The organism is Streptomyces sp. NPDC049585 (genome assembly GCF_040675615.1).
Taxonomy (GTDB): Bacteria; Actinomycetota; Actinomycetes; order Streptomycetales; family Streptomycetaceae; genus Streptomyces; species Streptomyces luteosporeus.
The window spans coordinates 294,413-318,432 of the sequence record NZ_JBFAPE010000005.1 but is presented as its reverse complement, the minus strand read 5'-3'; the positions used below and the strand labels follow the sequence as shown (position 1 = coordinate 318,432).

The following is a 24,020-nucleotide window of genomic DNA, read 5'->3' as shown; positions in this document are numbered from 1 at the left end:
CTTCAGTCGCCTCCCACTCCGAGGGCCGTCAGCAGGACGAGGACGAGGACGAGGGCGAGGGCGAGGATGAGGACGACGGTGGCGACGACGAGCAGGACGAACACGGTCCAGGCCGGCGCCGGCCGGGTCGTCCTACGCGAGGGCCTTGCGCACCCGGGCGCGCAGTGCCGCGCGCAGCCACGGTGCCGGGCGGGCGGTCCAGGCGGCGGCCGCGCCGAGGGCCGCGCCGGCGACGACGTCGCTGGGGTAGTGGGCGCCGCTGTGCACCCGTTCCAGGGCCACCAGGGCCGCGGGGACCGCGCACAGGGCGCCGGCCCGCGGCCACACCCGGGCCACGGCGACGGTGAAGGCCGTGGCGGCCGCCGTGTGGCCGGAGGGGAAGGACGGGCTGTCGGGACGGTCGTGCACGCCGTCGTGCGGGATCAGCTCCTCCGGCGGCCGGCGCCGCCGCCACAGCGGTTTGACCACGGTGTTGGCGGCGACTTCCGCCGCGCCCATCGCCAGCAGCCCGTTGCCCGCCGCCCGCACGCCCCGCGGTGCGCCGGTGGCGGCGATCAGGGCCGCTGCGGCCCACCACAGCCGGGTGTGCTCGGCCGCCTCCCCGACCAGCGTCCGCGCCCGCCGGACGGGCGCGGCGTCGTACGAGGCCAGGCGGCGGGTCAGGCGTCGTTCCAGCCGCTGCACGTTCACGTGTCCTGCTCGTCCCAGGTGCGGGTGTCCCGTGGCTCGACGTACGGTTCCTCGTCCGGTGGGTGACCGCCGAGGGCGGCGCGCTCGCGGGCGAGCTCCGCGTCGAATTCCAGGCCCAGCAGAATGGCGAGGTTGCTGAGCCAGAGCCACACCAGGAAGACGATGACCGCGGCCAGACTGCCGTACGTCTTGTTGTACGAGCCGAAGTTCGCCACGTACAGCGCGAAGCCCGCCGAGGCGGCCATCCACAGGGCCAGGGCGAGGATGCTGCCGGGCGTGATCCAGCGCAGGCCCCGCCCCCGGACGTTCGGCGCCGCCCAGTACAGCACCGCGATCATGGCGGTGACGAGCAGCACCAGCACCGGCCACTTCCCGTACGACCACACCGTCAGGGCCGCCTCGCCTGCGCCGAGGGCGCTGCCCACCCGGTGGGCGAGCGTGCCGGTGAACACCACGATCAGGGCACTGGCACAGGCCATCACCATCATCACCACCGTCAGTACCAGACGCAGCGGTGTCAGCTTCCACACCGGCCGGCCCTCGGGCAGGTCGTAGACGGCGTTCGAGGCCCGGATGAACGCCGCGATGTACCCCGAGGCCGACCACACCGCTCCCAGCAGACCCACCACCGCCAGGACGGAACCGAGCCCCACCCCGCCCTGCAACTGCCGCACCGCGCCGGTGACCACCTCCCGGGTGGCCCCGGGAGCCAGACGCTGAAAGGCGGTCAGCATCTTCTCGGTGGTCTGCCGCCCGGCCGCCCCCAGGACGGAGACCAGGACGAGCAGGGAGGGGAAGAGGGACAGAACCCCGTAATAGGTCAGGGCGGCGGCACGGTCCGCCAGTTCGTCGTCCTGGAACTCGCCGACGGTACGCCGCAGGACCCTCCACCACGACCGTGCGGGCAGCCCGGTCGGCCGCTCGTACCGGTCCTCGCCTGGTCCGCCTCGCCCTCGCCCCATACCAGGCGGATGACCCGTCCGCCCGCCATGAAACCGGCTGGGCACCGGCGCGTGGGGGCTGGAGTGCCCACCGTCACAGCGGCTGTCCGCACTGCAGATTCCAGCGTCCCGCACGCCCCGTGAGCACCGTCAGCGTCATCGGGGCCACATCGAGCCGCCAGAAGAGAGGCAGGGGCAGGCCGAGTGCGTGTACCATCGCGGCCCGGACGGCGGCAGGTTCCGCGACCACCAGGATCCGGCCACTTCCTGCGGATGCTCCTTCGAGCCAGCCGCCCACCCGCTCCACCAGCGCCGACACCGATTCGCCCCCGTGCGGGGCGGCGTCGGGATCCGACAGCCAGGCGGTCACGGAATCCGCCTCGCAACCGGCGACCTCCTCCAGCGACCGCCCCTTCCAGCGGCCCACGTCGAGGTCGCCGAGCTCGGCCACCGGTTCGGTGTCGAGCCCGAGCGCGGTCGCCGTCTGCCGGCAGCGGAGGGAGGGGGCGCAGCCGTACCGGTCGGCCCGGGGGAGGGTGGCGGCGGCGGTGCGGGCCTTCGCCAGGCCGGCGGGTTCGACAGCGGCTCCGTCGTCGAACCGTGCCTGCCGCAGTGCCGCGTTCATCGCCGGCGATACGAACATCACCCGCACGGTCACTCTGTCTCCCCCTCGCTCTGTCGACATCCCGGCTCCCAGCAGACCATGGCGCCTACTGCCGGGGGCGCACGGGGCCGGGGCGCACTCCGTAGTCATCTTGGCCGATAAGCGGTACGGTCTCGTGGACATGACGACGGGGTGACGGAAGCCGGTGAGAGTCCGGCACGGTCGCGCCACTGTGTACCCGGACGCAAGCCCGGAAGTCAGACCCGCACACCGTCGTTCAGGCACCCCTACGCCCGGGACGCGTGTTCCCTCCAGGAGGTTTGGCCATGGCGCACTCCGCTGCCCCCGCATCCAGCTCTTCCGCCGCACCGGCGATCACCCCCATCTCCCTGAAGGCGATCGCCCCCTGGGCCGTCTTCTTCGGCGTCCTCATGCTGATCCTGCTGTACTTCGTCGGCGCCGAGCAGGGAGCCACCGCCCTCTTCTCCGGCGAGGACGTGCACGAGTGGGTGCACGACGGACGCCACCTGCTCGGTTTCCCCTGCCACTGACGACGGCAGGAGGAACGTGACGTGAATTCCGTCTCCGTACGGGCCCTGCTCGTACGCGGCATGCTCGCCGGCCTCGCGGCCGGCGTCCTCGCCCTGGTCGTCGCCTATCTGCTGGGCGAACCCCATGTGGACGCGGCCATCGCCTTCGAGGAGGCCCACAGCCACGACCACGGCGAGGAACTGGTCAGCCGCAGTCTGCAGTCCACCGCCGGCCTCGCCACCGGCGTCCTCCTCTACGGCGTCGCGATCGGCGGCGTGGCCGCCCTGGCGTTCTGCGTGGCGCTGGGCCGCATCGGCCGGTTCGGCCCTCGTGCGACGGCGGCGCTGGTCGCCGGCGGTGCCCTGCTGGCCGTCTACGTGGTGCCGTTCCTGAAGTACCCGGCCAACCCGCCGTCCGTCGGCGACCCGGACACCATCGCCAAGCGCACCACGCTGTACTTCCTGATGATCGCGCTCAGCGTCCTGCTGAGCGTGGCCGCGGTCATCCTCGGCAGGCGGCTGGCTCCACGCCTGGGCGCCTGGTACGCCACGGTGGCGGCCTCGGCCGCGTTCCTCGTCGTGATCGGCCTCGCCTACGCCTTCCTGCCCGCCGTCAACGAGGTGCCCAAGGACTTCCCGGCCACCGTGCTGTGGCAGTTCCGCCTCGCGGCACTGGCCATCCAGTGCACCCTCTGGGCCGCCTTCGGCCTGTTCTTCGGCTACCTCGCCGAGCGGGTCCTGGGCGCCGCCGCGGCCCCGGGCCGGCGTGGCACCGAGGGGGCGGGCTCTCCCGCCGCGATCGGCTGATCCGGCCGGTCGACGTTCGGTAAGGGGCTCGTCGCCTTGGCGACGAGCCCCTTACCGCGGGCGGCAGGCACGCCCCTCAGCGGTGCGTGAACTCCGGCGGCCGCTTCTCGACGAACGCCGCCATGCCCTCCTTCTGGTCCGCGGTCGCGAACACGGCGTGGAAGAGGCGGCGCTCGAAACGGACGCCCTCCGCCAGGGTGGTCTCGAAGGCGCGGTTGACGGCCTCCTTCGCCATCATGGCCACCGGGGCGGACATCTGCGCCACGGTCGCGGCGACCGCGAGCGCCTCGGCCAGCAGATCCCCGGCCGGCACGATCCGGGACACCAGCCCGGCCCGCTCGGCCTCGGCGGCGTCCATGGTGCGGCCGGTCAGGCACAGCTCCATCGCCTTGGCCTTGCCGACGGCACGGGTCAGCCGCTGGGAGCCGCCGATGCCCGGGACGACACCGAGCTTGATCTCGGGCTGGCCGAAGACGGCGGTGTCGGAGGCGAGCAGGATGTCGCAGAGCATGGCGAGCTCGCACCCGCCGCCCAGCGCATAGCCGCACACGGCGGCGACGGTGGGCGTACGCAGCTGCCCGAGCCGGTCCCAGGCGGTGAACCAGTCGCTGAGATACATGTCCATGTAGCCCTGCGGCCGCATCTCCTTGATGTCGGCGCCGGCCGCGAAGGCCTTCTCCGAGCCGGTGACGACGATGCAGCCGATGCCCGGGTCGCGGTCGAGGGCCTCGGTCGCCGCCACGACCTCGCTCATCACCTGCAGGTTGAGGGCATTGAGCGCCTTCGGCCGGTTGAGGGTCAGCAGGGCCGTGCGGCCCGTGCGCTCGACGAGGATCGTCTCGTACGCCTGGCCGGTGGTCCCGGTCATGGTGTGTGTCCGTTCTGCTGGGCGTTGTCGTTCCGCGGGGCCGGCCGGTCCGAACGCCGGCGGACGGCGTGGATGATGCCGGAGAAGTCCTGGGCGGCGCCCTCGCCCTCGGCGAACTCGGCGAACAGACGCGCGGCCCGCAGGCCCAGTTCGGCGTCCACGCCGCCCGTACGGGCCGCGTTCGCCGCGAGGGCGAGGTCCTTGGCCATCAGGGGAGCGGCGAAGCCCGGCGCGTACGCGCGGTCGGCGGGGCTGCCGGGAACGGGCCCGGGCACCGGGCAGTTGGTGGTCAGGGCCCAGCACTGCCCGGAGGCCGTGGAGGCCACGTCGAACAGGGCCTGGTGGCTCAGGCCGAGGCTCTCGCCGAGGACGAACGCCTCGCTGACCGCGATCATCGAGATGCCCAGGACCATGTTGTTGCAGATCTTCGCGGCCTGTCCCGCGCCGGCGCCGCCGCAGTGCACGGCCTTGCCGCCCATGGTCAGCAGCAGCGCCTCGGCGGCGGCGAAGTCCGCGGCCTCGCCGCCCACCATGAACGTCAGCGTGGCGGCCTCGGCCCCCACGACCCCACCCGAGACGGGGGCGTCGAGGGCCCGGTGCCCGGCGGCGAGCGCCGCCTCGTGCGCGGCGCGGGCGTCGGCGACGTCGATGGTGGAGCAGTCGACGAACAGCGTGCCGGGCCCGGCAGCGGCCAGCAACCCTTCGTCGCGGTAGAGGGCGAGGACGTGCCGTCCGGCGGGCAGCATGGTGATCACCACGTCCGCGCCGGCAACGGCCTGCGTCGCGGACGGCGCGGCGCGTACGCCGGTCCCCGCTGCCGCAGCGAGCAGTTCGGGCACCAGGTCGTACCCCGTGACGCGATGCCCGGCCCGGACGAGGTTGGCGGCCATGGGGCCGCCCATGCGGCCCAGGCCGATGAAGGCGACGGTGCTGCTCACCACGGCACCTCCCGGGCCTCGTCGGCGGGGGCCAGGCGCAGCTCGCAGGCGCCGAGCGGGGCGAAGTACCGTTCCACGTCCGCGGCGGTGACCTCGGCGAGCGTGGCGGGGGACCACCGCGGCGTGCGGTCCTTGTCGACGACCTGGGCCCGGATGCCCTCGACCAGGTCGTGCGAGGACAGCGCCGCGCAGGAGATGCGGTACTCCTGCTCCAGGACCCGCTCCAGCGGACCCAGCGCCCGGGCGCGCCGCAGAGCGGCGAGGGCGACCTTCAGGGCGGTGGGGGACCGGCCGAGGAGGGTCGCGGCGGCCTCGCCGGCCGCGGGGGCGGCCTCGGCACGCAACCGCTCCACAATTTCCTCGACGGTGTCGGCCGCGTAGCACCGGTCGATCCACTCCCGCTGCGCCTGCAGCACACCGGGCGGCGCCTGGCACACGTACCGGGGGAGCACCTCGTGCACGGGGGCGAGCGCGAGGTCGGCCACCAGGTGCGGCAGCCGGTCGGACGGTACGTAGTGGTCGGCGAGCCCGCACAGCAGGGCGTCGGCCGCCCCCACCGCCGTACCGGTCAGGGCGAGGTGGGTGCCGAGGCCGCCGGGGGCGAGCCCGAGGAGGTGGGTGCCGCCGACGTCGGGCGCGAAGCCGATGCCGGTCTCGGGCATGGCGACGCGGGAGCGTTCGGTGACGATCCGTACGCTGCCGTGGGCGGAGACGCCGACGCCGCCACCCATGACGATGCCGTCCATGACGGCCACGTACGGCTTGGGGTAGCGGGCGATCAGGGCGTTGAGCCGGTACTCGTCCCGCCAGAACTCTGCCGAGGCGCGGCCGCCGCCGGTGCGGGCGTCCTCGTGGATGGCACGGATGTCACCGCCCGCGCACAGCCCGCGCTCGCCCGCCCCCGTGAGGACCACCGTCTCGACGGCGGGGTCCTTCTCCCATTCCGCGAGGGCCTGGTCGATGCGGGTCACCATGGCGTGGGTGAGGGCGTTGAGGGCGCGGGGCCGGTTGAGGGTCAGGTACGCCGCGAGGCCCTCGGTGCGCAGCAGGACGTCGGTGTCGCCGGGGGCCGTCATCGCCGGCCGCCCGTCAGGTCCCGGGCCACGATCAGACGCATGATCTCGTTCGTTCCTTCCAGGATGCGGTGCACCCGAAGATCGCGGACGATCTTCTCGATGCCGTACTCGCTGAGGTAGCCGTAACCGCCGTGCAGTTGCAGGGCGCGGTCGGCGACCTCGTAGCCGGTGTCGGTGGCGAAGCGCTTGGCCATCGCGCACAGCTGCGCGGCCTGCGGCAGGCCGCGGTCCAGGGCTTCCGCCGCCTGCCGGACCAGGGCGCGGGCCGCCGCCAGTTCGGTGGCCATGTCGGCCAGCTGGAACTGCAGCGCCTGCGCGTCCAGCAGCGGCGCGCCGAAGGCTTCGCGGTCGGCGAGGTGGGCCAGCGCCCGGTGCAGGGCGCTGCGGGCGCCGCCGAGGGAGCAGGCGGCGATGCCGAGCCGGCCGCCGTTGAGCCCGTTCATCGCGATGCGGAAGCCGTCGCCCTCCGCGCCGAGGCGGCGGTCGGCGCTCACGCGGACGCCGTCGAGGACCACCTGGCGGGTGGGCTGGGCGTTCCAGCCCATCTTCTTCTCGTTCGGGCCGAACGAGACCCCCGCGTCGCCGCGTTCGACGACGAAGGCCGAGATGCCGCGCGGGCCGTCCTCGCCGGTGCGGGCCATGACGACGTAGACCTTGGAGGCGCCCGCGCCGGAGACGAACTGCTTGACACCGGTCAGGACGTAGTGGTCGCCGTCGCGCTCGGCGCGGGTGCGCAGCGCGGCGGCGTCGGAGCCGGCGCCCGGCTCGGTCAGGCAGTAGCTGCCCAGCGCCTCCATGGCGCACAGCGCCGGCAGCCAGCGCCTGCGCTGGGCGTCGTCGCCGTAGCGGTCGATCATCCAGGCGACCATGTTGTGGATGGAGAGGTAGCCGGCCAGTGAGGGGCAGCCGGTGGCCAGTGTCTCGAAGACCAGGACGCCGTCGGAGCGCGTCAGGCCCGAGCCGCCGGACTCCTCGCGCACGTAGGCGCCGCCGAGGCCGAGGTCCGCGCCCTTGCGCAGGACGTCGACGGGGAAGTGCTTGTCCCGGTCCCAGGCGACGGCGTGCGGGGCGAGGTGTTCCTCGGCGAAGTCGAGCGTCGTCTCGGCGATGGCGAGCTGGTCGTCCGTCAGGAAAGTGCCGGACAGGGCGGTGTTCGTCCGGGTGGCGGTCGTCATCGGCGTCAGCCCATCGTCGGCAGGGTGAAGCTCGCGCCCTCCTTGACCCCGGAGGGCCAGCGCGAGGTGACGGTCTTGGTGCGGGTGCAGAAGCGGACGGCGTCCGGTCCGTGCTGGTTCAGGTCGCCGAAGCCGGACCGCTTCCAGCCGCCGAAGGTGTGGTATGCCACGGGCACCGGGATCGGCACGTTGACGCCGACCATGCCGGCGGTGACCCGGCGGGTGAAGTCGCGGGCGGTGTCCCCGTCCCGGGTGAAGATCGCCACGCCGTTGCCGTACGGGTGCTCGCTGGGCAGCCGCAGCGCCTCCTCGTAGTCGGCGGCGCGGACCACGCACAGCACCGGGCCGAAGATCTCCTCACGGTAGATCCGCATGGCGGGGGTGACGCGGTCGAAGAGCGAGGGTCCGGCGAAGAAGCCGTTCTCGTGCCCGGGCAGGACGAAGCCGCGCCCGTCCACGACGAGTTCGGCGCCCTCCGTGGCGCCGATGTCGACGTACCGGCGCACACGGTCGAGGGCGTCGCGGCCGACCAGGGGGCCGAAGTCGGCGTCCGGGTCGTCGCTGCGGCCGATGCGCAGCGAACCGATGCGTTCCTTGAGCCGGGCGACCAGCGCGTCGGCGGTCTCCTCGCCGACGGGGACGGCCACGGAGATCGCCATGCAGCGTTCGCCCGCGGAACCGTAGCCGGCGCCGATCAGCGCGTCGACGGCCTGGTCGAGGTCGGCGTCCGGCATCACGATCAGATGGTTCTTGGCGCCGCCGAAGCACTGGGCACGCTTGCCGTGCGCCGCTGCGGTGGCGTAGACGTGCGCGGCGACGGAGGTGGAGCCGACGAAGCCGACGGCCTGTACGCGGGCGTCCTCCAGCAGCGTGCCGACCGCCTCCTTGCCGCCGTTGACCACGTTGAACACGCCCGGCGGCAGCCCCGCCTCGACGAACAGCTCCGCGAGCCGCAGTGGCACGGACGGGTCGCGCTCGGACGGCTTGAGGACGAAGGCGTTGCCGCAGGCGATGGCGGGCGCGGCCTGCCACAGCGGGATCATCGCGGGGAAGTTGAACGGGCTGATGCCCGCCATGACGCCGAGCGGGGCGCGCAGCGAGTGGACGTCGATGCCGGTGCCGGCATTGTCGGTGAACTCGCCCTTGAGCAGGTGCGGGATGCCGGCGGCGAACTCCACGACCTCCAGGCCGCGCTGCAGGTCGCCGTGCGCGTCGGCGACCGTCTTGCCGTGCTCGGCGGAGAGCAGCCGCGCGAGCACGTCGCGTTCACCGTCCACCAGCTGGAGGAACCGCAGCAGGACGCGGGCGCGACGCTGGGGGTTCCACTGCGCCCACTGCGGCTGCGCAGCCGCCGCGTCGGCGATCGCCAACGCGGTCTCCTCCCGCCCGGCCAGGGGCACCTTGGCCTGGACGGCACCGGTGTTGGGGTCGTACACGTCGGTGAAGAGCCCCGACGTTCCGTGGACGTGCTTGCCGCCGATGAAATGGGTCAGTTCGCGGACCATGAACAGCCTGCTCCCGTCGATGGGGATCCGAGGACGGCACGGCGGGCCGGCGGACGGCACCGGGCGAGGTGCACGCGCCGCTGCGGCGGGCCGTGGGACGCGAAGGCCAGGGGATCGAGGGGAGCGTTACGAACGTGCGGGCGTGCCCGCGTGCTCCGCCGGGGATCCCGGGTCGTGGGTACGGACCGGTGCCATGCGTGTCTGCTCCATCCTCGTGGACAACACGGAACATCCCGCGGCCGGTATCCTGACTCCCGGATCACCGCATGCCGCCCGCCTTCCCGACGCGCCTCGCGTCAGTGGCGTGCTACTCGACGGCACACTCCCCGGTCACAGTGGCGGGACCGTCCCGGATTCGCACCGGCTTCCCTGCACCGCGGGCCTTGCCCCGAACATATAGTTGGACGTCCTACTAAGTCCAGCCCACGGGTGGTCGGGCAGCCGCCCCTCGGGAGATGGACCAGCAGGACCGCGAGCTCCCCGGCCGGCCCGACGCTCCACCACAGGGCCCGGTACCCCGCCCGGGCATCGGCAGCGGGAACCCGCCACACCTCGTGTGTCGCACTATCGGAACGAGCAGTCGTGGAACGGAGATCCATGGGCCCTCGCCTTCGGGAATCCGGCAGCCGGTACAGACAAATCCCATACTGTTTTCCCCCGTTGTGTGATCACATCGGGAGCGTCCCCTGCGCGGGCGGTTTCCTCCGCGTTCACCCGTTGCGAAGCATCAAGGATGAGGTCTGGATGTCGAGGAAGTACGGCGCTGCTCTGACGGTCGCCTGTGTGGCCGTGGCCGCCATGGGGCTCTCGGCTTGTGGCGACGGCGGCAAGAAGGAGGCCCCGTGCCACGGCGACCGGCATGCCGGAGCGGCGGCTCGGCACCCTGACCGCCAAGGAGATAGCCGACAAGGCCTTGCACGAGCTGGCCGCGGCATCCTCCATGCACATCACCATGACCACCGCCTCGGCGGCGGAGCAGGAGGGCATGACCGTGGACCTGGCCGTGGACGTCAAGGGCAACTGTGCCGGCAAGGTCAGCTCGGGCAGCGGCGCAGCCGACGTCATCAAGCAGGGCAACGACATCTGGGTGCGCCCGGACCAGAGCTGGTTACGCACGCATGTCGGGGCCGACGGCATGGAGAAGTTCACAGATCTGTACCTCCACGGCACGACCACCAGCCCCTGGCTCAAGCCCATCGCGGCCAGCTGTGACTTCCACCGGCTGCAGGACGTCGGTCGAGGGTACGCGCCCTTCGATGTACTGACCGTCAAAGGGGAGCCGATCAGGATCAAAGACATGGAGGTCGTGCCCATCACCGACCGGCGGGCGCGCAACGCGGTCTACGTGGCCGCAGAGGGCAAGCCCTACCCCGTCCGTATCGTTCATGAAGGGCGCGACTCCTACGAGATGACCTTCACCGACTGGGACCGACCGGTCCCGAGCGCCACCCCGCCCACCGCGCAGACCGTCGACGTCAACAAGGTCGCCGAATTCGCGCACTGGCCCTCGGACGGCGACGAACCCGACCTGCTCGTGTGATACCCGGTAGCGGGCGGCTACTTCCAGGTGGCGAGCGTCTCGCTGCGCCGTGTCCATGTGACGGTGGACGGTGCCTTCGCGTCGTCGGGTGCGACGAAGACGGCGCAGCCGCCGACGCTCGCTCCCGTGGGGGCTTCCTTGAACGTGGTGTGGTCGGCCCCGACGCATTTGTCGAAGTGGCCGGTGGTCAGGGGTTCGGTCGGGTCGCCCGTGGCTTCCATGGAGGGGAGGACGATCAGCTCCGTCAGGCGCTTGCCGTCGCTCCACACCTCGAAGTGCGAGGTCTCGTCGTTGTCGTTTCCCTCGGCCGTCTTCGTGAGCTTGAAGCGGACGTAGTAAGGGGTTTTGCCCGAGTACTTCGATGCGTCCTGGAGCAGGGAGAGGTCGGCGTGGCTGCCCTTTTCCACGCGTACGACGGTCACGCCGACGGAACCGCTCCTGTCGCCGGCGACGGTCGCCTTCTCGCCGAATTCCAGGGACTGGCCCGAGTCGGCGCAGCCGGCCAGGGCCAGTATTCCCACGGCAGCCGTCCACAGTGCCCGGCGCTTCATGTCGTCTCCCCAGCAGCATTTTCCTCGTGCCCGCCGGAGCCTACCCCTCAGCTGGGCATGCTCCCGACAAGGAGCGGCCGGCCGATCCGCCGTCGTCCGTGACCGGCATACGAACAACCCTGTGCGCCAAGGGGCTTCTGCCTCTAGGGTGGCGGTGCAGCTGGTTCGCCCCGTCCGCCAGGCGGGAGGCGTCGTAAGAGGGAACCCGGTGGGAATCCGGGACTGCCCCGCAGCGGTGAGCGGGAACGACCGCCGTCATACGCACTGGGTCCGTACGGGCCCGGGAAGCGACGGCCAGTAGGTGTCCGCCGGGAGGTGTTCTTCCCGGCAGGCGTGCCCGCGAGTCCGAAGACCTGCCGCTGCCCGCGTGCGAGCGTTCGTGCGCGGCCATCCCGGTGACCTCGAGGGCGGGTCGGCGTACACAGGCGTACCGCAGCGGACAGCCACACGCTACGACGGTGGTGTCCCGGGCGGGCCTGTCGTCACCCCTTCGCGCCCTCCTCACGCACCGGGCTTTCCGGAAGAAACTCGCGAAGGAGAGTTCCGTGACCAGCACGTCCGCAGCCGCGGCAGCACACGCCACCGTGCACGGCTACCCCCGCCAGGGGCAGGGCCGTGAACTGAAGAAGGCGATCGAGGGCTACTGGAAGGGCGGGGTCACCGCCGACGCCCTGCGCCGGACGGCCACCGCGCTGCGCCGCACCAACTGGCTGCAGCTCGCCGACGCCGGCATCCACGAGGTGCCGACCGGCGACTTCTCGTACTACGACCACGTCCTGGACACCAGCGTCATGGTCGGCGCGATCCCCGCCCGGCACCGCGCCGCCGTCGCCGCCGACGCCCTGGACGGGTACTTCGCCATGGCCCGCGGCACCCAGGAGGTGGCACCGCTGGAGATGACCAAGTGGTTCGACACCAACTACCACTACCTCGTCCCGGAGCTCGGCCCCGACACCGTCTTCACCGCCGACTCCACCGAGCAGGTCACGCAGCTGAAGGAGGCCCTCGCGCTCGGCCTCGACGCCCGCCCCGTCCTCGTCGGACCGGTCACCTACCTCCTGCTGGCCAAGCCCGCGCCCGACGTCGCCGCCGGCTTCCAGCCGCTCACCCTGCTGGAGCGGCTGCTGCCCGTGTACGCCGAGGTCCTCGCCGATCTGCGGGCCGCCGGCGCCGCGTGGGTCCAGCTGGACGAGCCCGCCCTCGTGCAGGACCGCACCCCGGCCGAGCTGAACGCGGCCGCCCGTGCCTACCGCGAGCTCGGTGCCCTCACCGACCGCCCGCAGCTGCTGGTCGCCTCCTACTTCGACCGCCTCGGCGAGGCCCTGCCCGTCCTGGCCAAGGCCCCCGTCGAGGGCCTCGCCCTGGACTTCACCCGCTCCGCCGCCGCCAACCTCGACGACCTCGCGGCCGTCGGCGGCCTGCCCGGCAAGCGCCTGGTCGCCGGCGTCGTCAACGGCCGCAACGTGTGGATCGACGACCTCGAGAAGTCCCTGGCCACCCTCGGCACCCTCCTCGGTCTCGCCGAACGGGTCGACGTCGCCGCCTCCTGCTCCCTGCTGCACGTCCCCCTCGACGCCACCGCCGAGCGGGACATCGACCCGCAGATCGTCCGCTGGTTCTCCTTCGCCCGCCAGAAGGCCCGCGAGGTCGCGACCCTCGCCAAGGGCCTCGCCCACGGCACCGACTCCATCGCCGCTGAACTCGCCGCCAACCGCGCCGACCTCGCCTCCCGCACGCACTCGGCGATCACCCGGGACCCGGCGGTGCGCGCCCGCGCCGCCGCCGTCACCGCCGCCGACACCCACCGCTTCCACCCGTACGCCGAACGGGCCGCCGCCCAGCGCGCCCACCTGGGTCTGCCGCCCCTGCCGACCACCACCATCGGCTCCTTCCCCCAGACCGGCGAGCTGCGCACCGTCCGCGCCGACCTGCGCGCCGGACGCATCGGCACCGCGGCCTACGAGGAGCGCATCGAGGCGGAGATCCGCGAAGTGATCTCCTTCCAGGAGAAGACCGGCATCGACGTCCTCGTGCACGGCGAGCCCGAGCGCAACGACATGGTGCAGTACTTCGCCGAGCAGCTCACCGGCTACCTGGCCACCCGGCACGGCTGGGTGCAGTCCTACGGCACCCGCTACGTCCGCCCGCCGATCCTCGCCGGCGACATCTCCCGCTCCGAGCCCATGACCGTCCGCTGGACCCGCTACGCCCAGTCGCTCACCCGGCGCCCGGTCAAGGGCATGCTCACCGGGCCCGTCACCATGCTCGCCTGGTCCTTCGTCCGCGACGACCAGCCGCTGGCCGACACCGCCCGGCAGGTCGCCCTCGCCCTGCGCGACGAGGTCGAGGACCTGGAGGCCGCCGGCACGTCGGTGATCCAGGTGGACGAGCCCGCCCTGCGCGAGACCCTGCCGCTGCGCGCCGCCGACCACGCCGCGTACCTCGCCTGGGCCACCGAGGCCTTCCGCCTGGCCACGAGCGGCGTCCGGCCCGAGACCCAGATCCACACCCACATGTGCTACGCCGAGTTCGGCGACATCCTGGCGGCCATCGACGACCTCGACGCCGACGTCATCAGCCTGGAGGCCGCCCGCTCGCACATGCAGGTCGCCGCCGAGCTGGCCACGGCGGGATACCCGCGCGAGGTCGGGCCGGGGGTGTACGACATCCACTCGCCGCGCGTGCCCGGTGCGGGCGAGGCGGCGGAGCTGCTGCGCACGGCCCTGACCGCGATTCCCGCGGACCGCCTGTGGGTCAACCCGGACTGCGGCCTGAAGACGCGCGGCTGGCCCGAGGTCCGCGCCTCCCTGGAGAACCTGGTGGCGGCGGCCGGTGAGGTGCGCAAGGAAGTGGAGCACAGGGCCTCCTGACGCCCCGTCCTGGACGGCACCGGCAGCCGGCGCCCGAGTGCCGGTGCCGGTCCGGGCGTCACGCACAATAGTGCGGTACGGCGTGGCCGCACGGGGGCGGCGCCGCGATGGGGGAGTGGACACATGCACAGTACGAACGGCGGCTTCGTCATGGCCGTGGTGATCGTGGGCCTGGTGGTGCTGCAGCAGCTGCGCCCCCGTCCGATACGGCGCATCGGCTCCCTGATAGCACCGGTGATCTTTGCCGTCCTGGGCGTCGCGGGCCTCGCCTTCGGTGTCCTCTCCGTCGTCAAGGACCGCCCCCTGACCGCGCTGCCCATCGCCCTGCTGGTGGTGAGCTTCGTCGTCGCGACGGGCTTCGGCGCGGCCAGGTCCCGGACCGTACGCGTCTGGCGCGACCCCGAGGGGGTGGTGCTCCGCAAGGGGACGGCGGCCACGACCGCACTGTGGCTGGCCTCGGTGTGCGCGCACATCGCACTGGGCCTGTGGATCGACCATGCGGCCGGCACCGGACTGCTGGGAACGGCGTCCCTGTACGCGTACGTGGCGTTCGGCCTGGGCACCCAGAACCTCCTCCTGCGCGGCCGGGCGGCAGCCACCGACCGCTGACCCGACCGGTCCGCTCAGGCGGTCCTGGCACGCCAGTGCGACGGGCTGGTACGCGGGGCGTGGCTGGTGTCGTGCCCGGTGTAGGCCGACCACCTCCTCGTCCTGGCGCCGGCCGCGCGACCCCGTCCTGGTGATCGGGCCCGAGCCGGCGGCCTGGGCCGGGCGGCTGCTCGCACCCCTGCGCGCGTACACGCCCCGGCGTCCCCAGGACCCCGACGGCGCGGAGCTCGCGGCCACCGCGGCCTCCTGGCGCCCGCCCTCCGCGCGGAATCCCTTCCCGGGGCCGGGATCGGGGTCGAGGACCGGGCGACGCGGCGGCGGCAGTCACGGTTGGGTAACACCCACCTCAGAAGCGCGGTGTGTGACATTTTACATGTCACATCATTCATTCATGAGAAGAGCAAGAGCCGTGCTGACGGCCCTCGTTGCCATGGGCGGCATCCTCGCGAGCGTCACTCCCGCCTCCTCGTCCTCACCGGTGGGGCAGGCGGGGCAGGTGGAGCAGGACACGGGGCAGGGGAAGCTCGTGTGGATCTCCTGCAACGACCCGGCCACCCCCGCGCTGCAGTGCGCGATGCTCGACGTGCCGCTGGACTACGCGCACCCCGACGGCAGGAAAATCAAGATCAAGGTGAACCGGCTCCCGGCCACCGCGCCCAAGAGCAGGCAGCAGGGGCCGATCCTGCTGAACCCCGGCGGGCCCGGCGACTCCGGCCTGTGGATGCCGGTCTCCATCTCCGGGAAGATCCCGCAGGACGTCGCCTCCACCTACGACTGGATCGGCTTCGATCCCCGCGGCACCAACGCCAGCGAGCCGCATGTCACCTGCGACGCCCACTACTTCGACGGCGAACGGCCGGACTACCAGGTCGCCAAGGGGTCCTCGAAGGCGTGGCTGGAGAAGTCGGCCAAGTACGCCGCCGACTGCGCCGCGAACTGGAGCTGGTTCCTGCCGCACATGACCACCGTCGACAACGCCCGCGACATGGACAGCATCCGGCGGGCCCTCGGCGTCAAGAAGATCAACTTCTACGGCGGGTCGTGGGGCACCACCCTCGGCTCGACGTACGGCGAGCTCTTCCCCTCGCACGTGCGCCGGATGGTGCTCGACAGCATCGTCGGCCCCACCATCAGCTGGTACGACCACAACATCCTGCAGGACAAGGAGCATCAGCGGCGCTTCGACGCCTTCGCGGCGTGGACCGCCAAGGCCGACTCCGTCTACCACCTCGGCACCGACGCCGCCGCCGTGAAGCGCACGTACTACCAGGTGGAGGAGGCGCTGCGCAGCCACCCGGTGGACGCGGCGCCGGCACCCGGCAGGATCGGGCCCGCCGAGTTCGAGGACACCTTCTACGGCGGCGGCTACACCTTCCTGCGCTGGCCGCGGATGGCGACCGTCCTGTCGGCCTACGTCACCAAGAACGACACCCGGCCGCTGCAGATCGCCTACAACACGTACGCGGCCCCGGGCGCCGACGACGGCACCTTCCCGGCGTACAACGCCGTCCAGTGCACGGAGAACGCCTGGCCTCGCGACTGGGAGTTCTGGAAGAAGGACCAGGCCGCGGTCGACGCCGTCGCGCCCTTCTACACCTACAACAACATGTGGTACAACGCCGCCTGCATGTTCTGGCCCTACCAGGGCAACCAGGCCGGCCGGCTGAAGATCACCGGCAAGGGCCTGCCGCCCGTCCTGCTCTTCCAGGCCACCGAGGACGCCGCCACCCCGTACGAGGGTGGCGTTGCCATGCACAAGGCGCTGCCCGGCTCCAAGCTCGTCGTCCAGAACGGCGGCAGCTTCCACGAGATCCTCTTCCGCGGCAACTCCTGCCTGGACGGCACCTTCACCGCGTACCTGCGGGACGGCAGCCTCCCGGCGGGCAAGGGCTTCATCGCCAAGACCTGCGCCCCCCAGCCCGATCCGGCCCCGGTCTACGTCACCCCGCCCCCCGCCGCGCTGAAGGCCCAGGCGCCCACCGCGCTCCCGCCCACGCATCCCGAGGCCGTCCGCGGCGTCCGGTAAGCGGAGCGACCGCACCCAACTCCCCGATTCCTGCCCGATTCCGGGCAGGAATTGTGGACCCGGAAGGTGTCCCGACCTAGGGTGATCGCTCATGATCACCCTGAACGCCATAGGGGCCTTCACCCTGATCGTGGGACTCCTCACCCTCACCCCCGGACTGGACACCGCACTGATCCTGCGCACCGCCGCGCTCGGCCACCGCCGTCGCGCCTGGGGCGTGGTCCTCGGCATACAGAGCGGCACGCTGGTCTGGGGCGTGCTCACCTCGCTCGGCGTGACCGCTCTCCTGACCGCCTCCCACCTCGCGTACGAGACGCTGCGGTGGGCCGGAGCCGCGTACCTGCTGTGGATGGGCGGCAAGCTGCTGTGGGCCACCTGGCGGCGCCGCTCGCCGGGCGAAAGCCCGCAGCCGGCGGACGCCGAGGACGCGGCCGGCGCCGGGACGGGCGCCGGCGACACCCTGCTCGGCGGCTGGCGGCAAGGGCTGGTGACCAACCTCCTCAACCCGAAAATGGGCGCCTTCTACATCGCCGTACTGCCGCAGTTCATGCCCGCCGGCGCCTCGCACCTCGTCTCCGGCGTCCTCCTGGCCGGCGTGCACGTCGCCCTGGCCCTCGTCTGGTCCTGCGCGCTGATCGCCTTCGCGCACCTGCTCCGGGACCGCCTGCAACGACCCTCGGCCCGGCGCTTCCTCGACCGCGTCACCGGCACCGTCATCGCCGCCTTCGGCATCCGGCTCGCACTCGGCCAGTGAGGACCCCCATGAACCACCCGCTCCCCGCCCGCCCCGACGCCGTCGTCTTCGACTGCGACGGGCTGCTGGTCGACACCGAATCCCGCTGGACCGTTGCCGAAACAGCCGTCTTCGCAGCGCACGGCCACCCCTTCGGCCCCGCACAGAAGGCCCTGGTCGTCGGCCGCACCCTGGAGTCCGCCGCGGAGGCCATGGCCGCGTACTTCGGCTGCCCCGACGCCGGTGCCGACATCGCCGCCGACCTCCTCGCACGCGTCCGCCGGGAGCTCGCCCGGGGCGCCGAGGCCCTGCCCGGCGCGGTCGAGCTGGTGCGCGCCTGCCGGGCCGCCGTCCCCGTCGCCGTCGCCAGCAACAGCCCCCGGGAACTGCTGGACGCCGCCCTGTGGTCGGCCGGCCTGACCGACTTCTTCCCCCACTCCTTCGCCGCCGACGAGGTCCTTTCCCCCAAGCCCGCCCCGGAGCTCTACCTCACGGCATGCGAGGCCCTCGGCGCGAACCCGCGGCGCTCCGTCGCCTTCGAGGACTCCGCGACGGGCATTGCCGCGGCCCGCGCCGCCGGACTGTACGTCGCGGTCGTACCCTCCCTCGAGGGAGCCACCCTCGACCACGACTGGCTGGGCACCAGCCTGGCCGACCCCGCCCTGCAGACCTGGGCCGGGGCGCTCCCCACCTGACGCCGCCCCTCCGCGCATGCGCAGCCCATGCGGGATGCGGACCATGGAAGCGTGGACGCAATCGCGGACTACGGCGGGGCAGGGCCGGCCGGCGTGCTGGAGGTGGCGCCGACGGCCCGGACGGCGGTGGCGTGGCTGCCGCCGCAGGAGCTGTGGCCGGCGATCCAGGACATCCGCTGGGAGCACGATCCCCAGGTGCGGCGCTGGCCGCCGCACGTGAACCTGCTGTTCGGCTTCGTACCGGAGGAGGAGTTCCCGCAGGCCATGCCGCTGCTGTCCGCCGCGGCGGCGGACAGCGCGCCGTTCACCGTACGCATGACGGGCGTACGGTACTTCCGGCACCGGCACTACGCCACGATCTGGCTCGACCCGGCCGCGGCGGACCCGGCACCGTGGGCCCGCCTCCACCGGCAGCTGGCACTGCGGTTCCCGCCGTGCCGCGGCCGCGGCGGCCGCTTCGTCCCGCACCTTTCGCTGGGCCGCACGCAGGACCCGAAGCGCCTGGCCGCCGAGTGCGCGGCCCGTCTCGGCACCCTGCAGGCCACGGTCGAGGAGCTCGTCCTGCTCTCCCGGTGCGGCGAGGAGCCGATGCGGCCCCGCGCGGCGATCCGGCTGGGCACGGGGGAGTCCCTCCCACCTGGCGGGTGCAGCGCCCCGTAGGGGGCGCGGGGCCCCTTGTCGATTTGTGGCTGCCGCCGCGCCCCTGGGGTGGTGTGTCGGCTGCAAGCCGCCGGTGGCTGATCGCGCAGTTCCCCGCGCCCCTTACGGGGCGTCCCCGATGGGGCACCCGCCCAGGCCGTGTCCGGCGGATCATGCAGTGCCCCGTAGGGGCGCGAGGAACTGCGCGATCAGCCGGCGACGGCCCGCAGCCGACACGCCACCCCGGGGGGGGCCGACTGCGGGCACGTCGTGGCTTGTCGCGCCCACGCGGCGGCAGCCGCACATCGACACAGCCCCGCGCCCCTAGGGCGCCGTGGTGGCGCGTGGGCGAAGAACCGCCGGACAGGCCCTAGTCCTCGCCCGGGAGGCCGGTGGAGAAAGCGGGCCGGCCTTGCAGCGAGCCGGCCGGGCGGAGGTCGTCCGCCGCGGCGGTCACCGCGCGCTCGACGATGGTGTAGGTGAGACCGACGTCCATGCCGTCCGCCCCCAGCCCCGCCAGGGGGACACGGACCCCCACCACGTCGCCGCGCGCGGTGCGCGCCACCGCGACGTCCGTGGCCCGGTGGCCGTCGGTCTCCACCCGGAGCAGCTCGACCGGTTCGGCGAGGTACGCGTACCAGGCGTCGCTGCGGCGCCCGAGTTCGTCGAGCAGCCAGCCGTGGCCGGCGAGCGGTGCGGACGGTGCGTCGGCCGGCTCGTCGTCGACGAGCCGGGCGGGGCCGACCGCGGCGATCGCCTGCAGGAGCGCGTCGCGGCCGGCCTCGGGGTCGGGCAGGAGGGTGGTGGCGGGGATGCCGGGCCATTGCACGGTCACCCGTGCGCGGCCGGTGGTGAGGTCGACATCCCGGACGCACAGGCCGAGTTCGGCGCTCCCGCGCTGCACGGCCCCCAGGTCGACGAGCAACGGCGCCCACCATTCGGCCGCGGGCAGGATGCGGGACGGCCGGACCGGACGTCTGCTCATCGGGGAGACCCTCCTGGCGCGGGACGGATCAGATGTTGACGGCGTTCTTGACCCAGTCGGGGCAACGCCCCTGCACACCCTCGCAGTAGGCGGTGATGACGCCCTTGGGCAGCATCGGGATCTTGACGCTGAAGTCTACTCCCGCACGGACCGGCTGGACCTTGTCGACGCGGCAGGTCCTGAAGATCCACCAGCCGCTGCACTTCACGTGCAGCACGTCGGTGAAGTAGTTCCAGGTGTCCGGATACCCGGCGAACTTCTGCTTCCCCGCGGCTCCCGGGCGCGGGTACTGCGTGGTGGCCCGGACGGCCTTCATGGTGAGGTTGTGTTTCTGTTCTATCTTGGTGAGTCCGAAGCCCTTGTCCTTGACGGGGTCGTAGTACCCCCGCCGCATGTAGACGGTCCAGCCGTCACGGTCCTTCCACTGCCCCACCAGGTCGTCGGGGCCGCTGAGCGTCGCGTTCTGCGTCCCGGCGGCAGCGGGCGCCTTCCCGGCGCCGAGCTGCTTCACCGCGGAATCCGCTATCCCGTGCCGGGCGAGGTCGGCCAGCCGGAACGAGGAGTTTCTCGGGATTCCGGATCCGTTGTCGAAGACGGAGAACTCCACGTCCCCGGACGCGCCCTGTGCGGAGGGCGCCGCTGCCGTTGCGGACGCCGGCGCCGCTGCGAACAACCCCGCCGCCAGGCCGAGTGCCGCCGAGGCGACGGCGTACCGGCGTGCATTCACCTTACGCATGGTCCCCCTTGAGGTGACTGCCGTGTGTTTCCGTTGCCGGACCCTCACGATGCGATCCGGCCACCTGCACGCTAGGGAGGCCACGCGTGACACGTCGACCTCGGTGGGGCCGAATCGGCCAGCCTCAGTTGCTGCCCCCACCAATCGCCATTTGCATCAAGGGGTTTGTGCGTCGCACAGCTCACGTGTGCGGGGTCATGGGCGGGGGGAAGGTTCCGTTTTCAGTAGGCCGGCGCCCGCAAGGTGACCGAAAGGTTTCGGACACGGACTGCATTGCGTCACCAGGCGACGGGCAGCCGGTGCACGCCGTAGATGTTCGAGGTGGTGCGCAGGGGGACGTCCTCGGGCGCGACGGCCAGCCGCAGGCGCGGGAAGCGGGCGAGCAGGGCGGGGAAGGCCACGCGCATCTCGACGCGGGCGAGTTGCTGGCCGAGGCACTGGTGGGGGCCGTGACCGAAGCCGACGTGGCCGGTGGCGCCACGGCGGACGTCGAGGGTGTCGGGGTCGGGGAAGCGGGCCGGGTCGCGGTTGGCGGCCTGGAGCGAGAGGGTCACGCACTCGCCCGCCTCGACGAGGTGGCCGTCGACCTCCACGTCCTCCAGGGCCGCGCGGACGCCGGTGTCCGTGATGGTCAGATAGCGCATCAGTTCCTCGACCGCCCGGTCGGCGAGGCCGGGGTCGTCGCGGAGGGCGGCGAGCTGCCCCGGGTTGCTCAGCAGGGCGAAGGTGCCCAGGGCCAGCATGTTGGCCGTGGTGTCCAGACCGGCGCCCAGCAGGAACGTACCGACGCCGGCCAGCTCCTCGTCGGTCAGGTCGCTGTCGTGCGCGAGGTCGCCCAGCAGATCGTCGGTGGGCGCCGCCCGCTTGGCCGGGACGAGCGCGTGGAGGGTGTCCTGCAGGGCGGTGTAGGCGGCGTCCCGTTCCTCCGACGAACTGCTCATGTCGGTCAGCGTGGTCGTGTGGTGCTGGAAGACGTCGCGGTCGTCGGCGGGCACGCCGAGCAGCTCGCAGATCACCAGAGCGGGGACGGGCTGGGCGAACGCCGTCACCAGGTCCGCCGGAGGGCCCTGCCGCTCCATGGTGTCCAGGCAGGCCGTGGTGAACTCCTCCACGCGCTCGGTCAGTGCGCGCATCCGCCGGACGGTGAACTTGCCCATGAGCAGCCGTCGGTAGCGGGTGTGGCCGGGGGCGTCGATGCCGCTCATGTCGCCGGGCTGGGCCGGCGGCAGCGGGCCGTCGAAGCCGCTCGCGACCGGCAGGTGCAGCAGCTCGTAGCGGGAGCTGAACCGGGGATCGGCCAGGATCGCGCGGACCGTGGCGTGCCCGGTGGCCAGCCAGCCCAGGTGACCGTCGGGGTAGCGCATCCGGCGCAGGGGCTGCTCCTCGCGCAGGCGCGCCAGTTCGGCGGGCGGGTCGAAGGGACAGCCCACGGGGCGGGTCACCGGCAGGGCGGCGACGGGCGCGGGCTGTAAGGACGGGTGCTGGGGCATGGAGTCCTCCGTGCGGTGGGTCGTACGGGAAGAAGGCGGTCGGCGCCGTCAGCGAGCGTGCGGGTGAACTACCGGTGCAGGCAGCCGACATGGAGCGCCGCGACAGTGGTGCCATCATGGCGCCATGTTGGTGCCATGCGCAAGCCTGCGCGGTGCGCAGGTGGTGTCACGCCGGGCGTTCGCGCACGTAGCCGATCAGTCGCGCGAAACTGTCGCTCCCGTGGCCCTCCGTGACGGCCCTGCGTACCAGGGCCCGGTAGGCCCGGGGGAGTTGCGGGTCGATGCCGCGGAGCTCGCAGGCGTGCACGAGGACGTCCATCGTCATCAGGTGCAGGTCGAGCGGGAACTGTCCGCCCGGCGTGTGCCCGGCATCCACCTGCCGGGCGCCGTCGCGCATGAACGTCTCCACGGTCTTCATCCAGCGCGCCGCGACGTCCGTGAAGGTGATCGCCGGCACGCCGCCGCCCGGCCCGTCGGCGCCGATCAGCGCGGTGCCGAGGAGCCAGCCGGTCAGGGTGGACCACATCAGCCCCAGCAACGCCGTGTCGTACACGGACGGCAGCCCGTGGTCCCCGCCGACGTGCAGCGCGTCGCCCAGCGCCGCGAGCGTCGTCTCGTGCGCACGGAAGAGGGCCGCGGGGCCGGCGTAGAGCTGCAGGGCGTCGGGGGTGCCGACCCTGTTCGGTGTCGTCATCAGCACCCCGTCGAGGTACCCGGCGCCGCACTGCTCGGCCCACTGCGCCATCCGCTGCCCGTCCACGGGCGGACCGGAGGTGAGGTTGACGACGGTACGGCCGGCAACGGCGCCCGGCAGCGGCTCCAGGACCTCGCGGACCGCATCGTACGTGGACAGGCACACCACGGTCAGCGGGCTCGCCGCGAGAGCCTCCGCCGCCGAGCCCGCCACCACGGCGCCGCGCAGGGCCGGGGCCGCCGCCCGGCCCGGGGTGCGGTTCCACACGGTCGTACGGTGGCCGGCGGCCAGGAAGCCGGCTGCCAGGGCGGAGCCCATGGCTCCCAGCCCGAGCACGCTCACCCCGTCCGGGCTGGTATCCATTGACGCTCCTCGTTCACCGGGGTGTCCGTGCCTGCACTCAGGCCTACCGTCATGGGCGCCGGGCGCGGTAGTGCTCATCGGGCGCGCGGCAGTCGTGCGCCGGCGCGCCGGCAGGGCGCACGGCTGCCGGAGCACGTTGCGCATCGGCCACACCGCTGCTGGCCGGCGGTTTCCAGCGCACCGACGCGCGGGAGCAGCCCGGCGCGCTGGAGAACGTCTGCATCTCCGCCGCCATGTTCGCCCCCGCGCTCGCCGCCCTCCTCGTCCTGCGTCAGGTCGAGCGCACCGGCCGGCTGCGCGACGCCCTCGCCCTGCGGTGGCCTCGGCCCTGGGGGCGCGCCGTGCGGTCGTGCCTGCTGGCCGTGGCCGTTCCCGCAGGTCTGACGGGGGCCGCCCTCGCGCTCGGGACGTTCGTGGGCCGCTACCCCTTCGACGGAATGCAGGCAAGCGGGCTCGGCACCCGGGCCGCCGAGGGCCTGGCCGGCATGCTCATCTCGCTGCCGCTGTTCTTCGGCGAGGAACTGGGCCGGCAGGGCTACCTGTTCCCACGCCTGCTGCGGGACGGCAGCCGCGCCGCCCTGGTCCGGGCGTACCTGCTCACCGGCACGGCCTTCGCCCTGTGGCACCTGCCGACGCTGCTGATGGGCGGCCAGTACCCGGGCCGGCCCTGGTACGTCTCCGTCCCCGCGATGCTGATCAGCTGCCTCCTGGTGCTGCCGGTCCTCGGCTGGCTGCGGCTGCGTTCCGGCTCGGTCGTGCCGGCGGTCCTCGGGCACGCCTTCGTGAGCACCATGAGCGTGGGCATGGTCCGGCACTTCGCCGATCCCGACGCTTCTCTCGACCCCCTGCACATGGGCATCGCCGGCTGGCCCGGCTGGCTCGTCACGGGCGCGTTCGTCGCCTTCCTGGCCCTGACGGGCCGCCTCCGGCCGGGCGCCACCCCGCGGGCATGAGG

The 24,020-nt window shown here is 72.7% G+C and carries 23 protein-coding genes and 3 riboswitches; of the genes, 10 read left to right on the top strand and 13 right to left on the bottom strand.

The annotated features are described in order from the left end of the window. Nucleotides 1-132 precede the first annotated feature (132 nt). From AB0K17_RS08995 to AB0K17_RS08985, 3 genes are all read right to left on the bottom strand, one after another. Complete coding sequence (locus tag AB0K17_RS08995; RefSeq protein ID WP_365968159.1) at nucleotides 133-690, bottom strand: phosphatase PAP2 family protein; 558 nt, start codon at nucleotides 688-690, stop codon at nucleotides 133-135. Continuing rightward, a complete protein-coding gene (locus AB0K17_RS08990) occupies nucleotides 687-1,652 on the bottom strand; it encodes a YihY/virulence factor BrkB family protein (RefSeq protein ID WP_365968160.1) in 966 nt (321 codons plus the stop codon). The genes AB0K17_RS08995 and AB0K17_RS08990 overlap by 4 nt, the downstream gene beginning before the upstream one ends. 73 nt (nucleotides 1,653-1,725) lie before the next feature. Continuing rightward, nucleotides 1,726-2,274 carry a histidine phosphatase family protein gene (locus AB0K17_RS08985; protein WP_365968161.1) on the bottom strand — a complete coding sequence of 183 codons (549 nt, stop codon included), beginning with the start codon at nucleotides 2,272-2,274 and terminating at the stop codon, nucleotides 1,726-1,728. 111 nt (nucleotides 2,275-2,385) lie between these two features. Then, a riboswitch (cobalamin riboswitch) is annotated at nucleotides 2,386-2,519 on the top strand. 42 nt (nucleotides 2,520-2,561) lie between these two features. Here AB0K17_RS08985 and AB0K17_RS08980 point away from each other — a divergent pair. After that, nucleotides 2,562-2,786 (top strand): CbtB-domain containing protein, encoded by a 225-nt coding sequence (locus AB0K17_RS08980; protein ID WP_365968162.1) that lies wholly within the window; start codon nucleotides 2,562-2,564, stop codon nucleotides 2,784-2,786. A 21-nt stretch (nucleotides 2,787-2,807) separates the two neighbouring features. After that, nucleotides 2,808-3,572, top strand: a complete 765-nt coding sequence (locus AB0K17_RS08975) for a CbtA family protein (RefSeq protein ID WP_365968163.1) — start codon at nucleotides 2,808-2,810, stop codon at nucleotides 3,570-3,572. A 76-nt stretch (nucleotides 3,573-3,648) separates the two neighbouring features. Here the strand turns inward: AB0K17_RS08975 and AB0K17_RS08970 are convergent, their stop codons facing one another. From AB0K17_RS08970 to AB0K17_RS08950, 5 genes are read right to left on the bottom strand one after another with little or no spacing between them, the layout of a single operon-like run. After that, nucleotides 3,649-4,440: an enoyl-CoA hydratase gene (locus AB0K17_RS08970; protein WP_365968164.1), complete on the bottom strand. Its 792-nt coding sequence runs from the start codon at nucleotides 4,438-4,440 to the stop codon at nucleotides 3,649-3,651. After that, nucleotides 4,437-5,378, bottom strand: coding sequence for a 3-hydroxyisobutyrate dehydrogenase (gene mmsB / locus AB0K17_RS08965; RefSeq protein ID WP_365968165.1), 942 nt, complete (start codon nucleotides 5,376-5,378; stop codon nucleotides 4,437-4,439). Before mmsB ends, AB0K17_RS08970 begins: the two co-directional genes overlap by 4 nt. Further along, nucleotides 5,375-6,454 carry an enoyl-CoA hydratase/isomerase family protein gene (locus AB0K17_RS08960; RefSeq protein ID WP_365982598.1) on the bottom strand — a complete coding sequence of 360 codons (1,080 nt, stop codon included), beginning with the start codon at nucleotides 6,452-6,454 and terminating at the stop codon, nucleotides 5,375-5,377. The genes mmsB and AB0K17_RS08960 overlap by 4 nt, the downstream gene beginning before the upstream one ends. Next, nucleotides 6,451-7,629 carry an acyl-CoA dehydrogenase family protein gene (locus AB0K17_RS08955; protein WP_365982597.1) on the bottom strand — a complete coding sequence of 393 codons (1,179 nt, stop codon included), beginning with the start codon at nucleotides 7,627-7,629 and terminating at the stop codon, nucleotides 6,451-6,453. Before AB0K17_RS08955 ends, AB0K17_RS08960 begins: the two co-directional genes overlap by 4 nt. Before the next feature lie 5 nt (nucleotides 7,630-7,634). Then, a complete protein-coding gene (locus AB0K17_RS08950; RefSeq protein WP_365982596.1) occupies nucleotides 7,635-9,134 on the bottom strand; it encodes a CoA-acylating methylmalonate-semialdehyde dehydrogenase in 1,500 nt (499 codons plus the stop codon). A 219-nt stretch (nucleotides 9,135-9,353) separates the two neighbouring features. Then, nucleotides 9,354-9,535: riboswitch (cobalamin riboswitch) on the bottom strand. 458 nt (nucleotides 9,536-9,993) lie between these two features. On the opposite strand from AB0K17_RS08950, the gene AB0K17_RS08945 reads away from it, so the two are divergent. After that, nucleotides 9,994-10,674 carry a hypothetical protein gene (locus AB0K17_RS08945; protein ID WP_365982595.1) on the top strand — a complete coding sequence of 227 codons (681 nt, stop codon included), beginning with the start codon at nucleotides 9,994-9,996 and terminating at the stop codon, nucleotides 10,672-10,674. 17 nt (nucleotides 10,675-10,691) lie between these two features. Here the strand turns inward: AB0K17_RS08945 and AB0K17_RS08940 are convergent, their stop codons facing one another. Continuing rightward, nucleotides 10,692-11,225 carry a hypothetical protein gene (locus AB0K17_RS08940; RefSeq protein ID WP_365982594.1) on the bottom strand — a complete coding sequence of 178 codons (534 nt, stop codon included), beginning with the start codon at nucleotides 11,223-11,225 and terminating at the stop codon, nucleotides 10,692-10,694. Between the two features lie 194 nt (nucleotides 11,226-11,419). Further along, nucleotides 11,420-11,580, top strand: a riboswitch (cobalamin riboswitch). 190 nt (nucleotides 11,581-11,770) lie between these two features. On the opposite strand from AB0K17_RS08940, the gene metE reads away from it, so the two are divergent. The 6 genes from metE to AB0K17_RS08910 all read left to right on the top strand — a co-directional run bounded on the left by metE (nucleotide 11,771) and on the right by AB0K17_RS08910 (nucleotide 18,818). Beyond that, nucleotides 11,771-14,095, top strand: coding sequence for a 5-methyltetrahydropteroyltriglutamate--homocysteine S-methyltransferase (metE, locus tag AB0K17_RS08935; RefSeq protein ID WP_365982593.1), 2,325 nt, complete (start codon nucleotides 11,771-11,773; stop codon nucleotides 14,093-14,095). A 123-nt stretch (nucleotides 14,096-14,218) separates the two neighbouring features. Beyond that, entirely contained in the window at nucleotides 14,219-14,704 is a 486-nt protein-coding gene (locus AB0K17_RS08930; protein WP_365968172.1) for a hypothetical protein, read from the top strand. Between the two features lie 391 nt (nucleotides 14,705-15,095). Next, complete coding sequence (locus AB0K17_RS08925; RefSeq protein WP_365982592.1) at nucleotides 15,096-16,730, top strand: alpha/beta hydrolase; 1,635 nt, start codon at nucleotides 15,096-15,098, stop codon at nucleotides 16,728-16,730. Nucleotides 16,731-16,821: 91 nt separating this feature from the next. After that, complete coding sequence (locus AB0K17_RS08920; RefSeq protein ID WP_365982591.1) at nucleotides 16,822-17,484, top strand: LysE family translocator; 663 nt, start codon at nucleotides 16,822-16,824, stop codon at nucleotides 17,482-17,484. A gap of 8 nt (nucleotides 17,485-17,492) precedes the next feature. Then, a complete protein-coding gene (locus AB0K17_RS08915; protein WP_365982590.1) occupies nucleotides 17,493-18,158 on the top strand; it encodes an HAD family phosphatase in 666 nt (221 codons plus the stop codon). Between the two features lie 51 nt (nucleotides 18,159-18,209). Further along, nucleotides 18,210-18,818: a 2'-5' RNA ligase family protein gene (locus AB0K17_RS08910; RefSeq protein WP_365982589.1), complete on the top strand. Its 609-nt coding sequence runs from the start codon at nucleotides 18,210-18,212 to the stop codon at nucleotides 18,816-18,818. Between the two features lie 349 nt (nucleotides 18,819-19,167). Here the strand turns inward: AB0K17_RS08910 and AB0K17_RS08905 are convergent, their stop codons facing one another. The 4 genes from AB0K17_RS08905 to AB0K17_RS08890 form a co-directional block, all read right to left on the bottom strand. After that, nucleotides 19,168-19,782: a hypothetical protein gene (locus AB0K17_RS08905; RefSeq protein ID WP_365968177.1), complete on the bottom strand. Its 615-nt coding sequence runs from the start codon at nucleotides 19,780-19,782 to the stop codon at nucleotides 19,168-19,170. Nucleotides 19,783-19,810: 28 nt separating this feature from the next. Further along, nucleotides 19,811-20,509, bottom strand: coding sequence for a hypothetical protein (locus AB0K17_RS08900; RefSeq protein WP_365982588.1), 699 nt, complete (start codon nucleotides 20,507-20,509; stop codon nucleotides 19,811-19,813). 287 nt (nucleotides 20,510-20,796) lie between these two features. Continuing rightward, nucleotides 20,797-22,008 (bottom strand): cytochrome P450, encoded by a 1,212-nt coding sequence (locus AB0K17_RS08895; RefSeq protein WP_365968179.1) that lies wholly within the window; start codon nucleotides 22,006-22,008, stop codon nucleotides 20,797-20,799. 166 nt (nucleotides 22,009-22,174) lie between these two features. Continuing rightward, nucleotides 22,175-23,065 (bottom strand): NAD(P)-binding domain-containing protein, encoded by an 891-nt coding sequence (locus tag AB0K17_RS08890; protein WP_365968180.1) that lies wholly within the window; start codon nucleotides 23,063-23,065, stop codon nucleotides 22,175-22,177. Nucleotides 23,066-23,298: 233 nt separating this feature from the next. Here AB0K17_RS08890 and AB0K17_RS08885 point away from each other — a divergent pair, with 233 nt between their 5' ends. Next, the gene (locus tag AB0K17_RS08885; RefSeq protein ID WP_365968181.1) at nucleotides 23,299-24,018 is read left to right on the top strand and encodes a CPBP family intramembrane glutamic endopeptidase; all 720 of its coding nucleotides are present in this window, start codon (nucleotides 23,299-23,301) and stop codon (nucleotides 24,016-24,018) included. Nucleotides 24,019-24,020: the final 2 nt, after the last annotated feature.

What these genes read in the sequence shown, in the direction of transcription:
- AB0K17_RS08890 (WP_365968180.1), bottom strand. Translation starts at nt 23,065, where the DNA reads ATGGATACCAGCCCGGACGGGGTGAGCGTGCTCGGGCTGGGAGCCATG.
- AB0K17_RS08955 (WP_365982597.1), bottom strand. Translation starts at nt 7,629, where the DNA reads ATGACGACCGCCACCCGGACGAACACCGCCCTGTCCGGCACTTTCCTG.
- AB0K17_RS08895 (WP_365968179.1), bottom strand. Translation starts at nt 22,008, where the DNA reads ATGCCCCAGCACCCGTCCTTACAGCCCGCGCCCGTCGCCGCCCTGCCG.
- AB0K17_RS08885 (WP_365968181.1), top strand. Translation starts at nt 23,299, where the DNA reads ATGTTCGCCCCCGCGCTCGCCGCCCTCCTCGTCCTGCGTCAGGTCGAG.
- AB0K17_RS08990 (WP_365968160.1), bottom strand. Translation starts at nt 1,652, where the DNA reads ATGGGGCGAGGGCGAGGCGGACCAGGCGAGGACCGGTACGAGCGGCCG.
- AB0K17_RS08930 (WP_365968172.1), top strand. Translation starts at nt 14,219, where the DNA reads ATGCACAGTACGAACGGCGGCTTCGTCATGGCCGTGGTGATCGTGGGC.
- AB0K17_RS08920 (WP_365982591.1), top strand. Translation starts at nt 16,822, where the DNA reads ATGATCACCCTGAACGCCATAGGGGCCTTCACCCTGATCGTGGGACTC.
- AB0K17_RS08950 (WP_365982596.1), bottom strand. Translation starts at nt 9,134, where the DNA reads ATGGTCCGCGAACTGACCCATTTCATCGGCGGCAAGCACGTCCACGGA.
- AB0K17_RS08980 (WP_365968162.1), top strand. Translation starts at nt 2,562, where the DNA reads ATGGCGCACTCCGCTGCCCCCGCATCCAGCTCTTCCGCCGCACCGGCG.
- AB0K17_RS08925 (WP_365982592.1), top strand. Translation starts at nt 15,096, where the DNA reads ATGAGAAGAGCAAGAGCCGTGCTGACGGCCCTCGTTGCCATGGGCGGC.
- AB0K17_RS08905 (WP_365968177.1), bottom strand. Translation starts at nt 19,782, where the DNA reads ATGAGCAGACGTCCGGTCCGGCCGTCCCGCATCCTGCCCGCGGCCGAA.
- AB0K17_RS08945 (WP_365982595.1), top strand. Translation starts at nt 9,994, where the DNA reads ATGCCGGAGCGGCGGCTCGGCACCCTGACCGCCAAGGAGATAGCCGAC.
- AB0K17_RS08940 (WP_365982594.1), bottom strand. Translation starts at nt 11,225, where the DNA reads ATGAAGCGCCGGGCACTGTGGACGGCTGCCGTGGGAATACTGGCCCTG.
- AB0K17_RS08915 (WP_365982590.1), top strand. Translation starts at nt 17,493, where the DNA reads ATGAACCACCCGCTCCCCGCCCGCCCCGACGCCGTCGTCTTCGACTGC.
- AB0K17_RS08985 (WP_365968161.1), bottom strand. Translation starts at nt 2,274, where the DNA reads ATGTTCGTATCGCCGGCGATGAACGCGGCACTGCGGCAGGCACGGTTC.
- AB0K17_RS08960 (WP_365982598.1), bottom strand. Translation starts at nt 6,454, where the DNA reads ATGACGGCCCCCGGCGACACCGACGTCCTGCTGCGCACCGAGGGCCTC.
- AB0K17_RS08970 (WP_365968164.1), bottom strand. Translation starts at nt 4,440, where the DNA reads ATGACCGGGACCACCGGCCAGGCGTACGAGACGATCCTCGTCGAGCGC.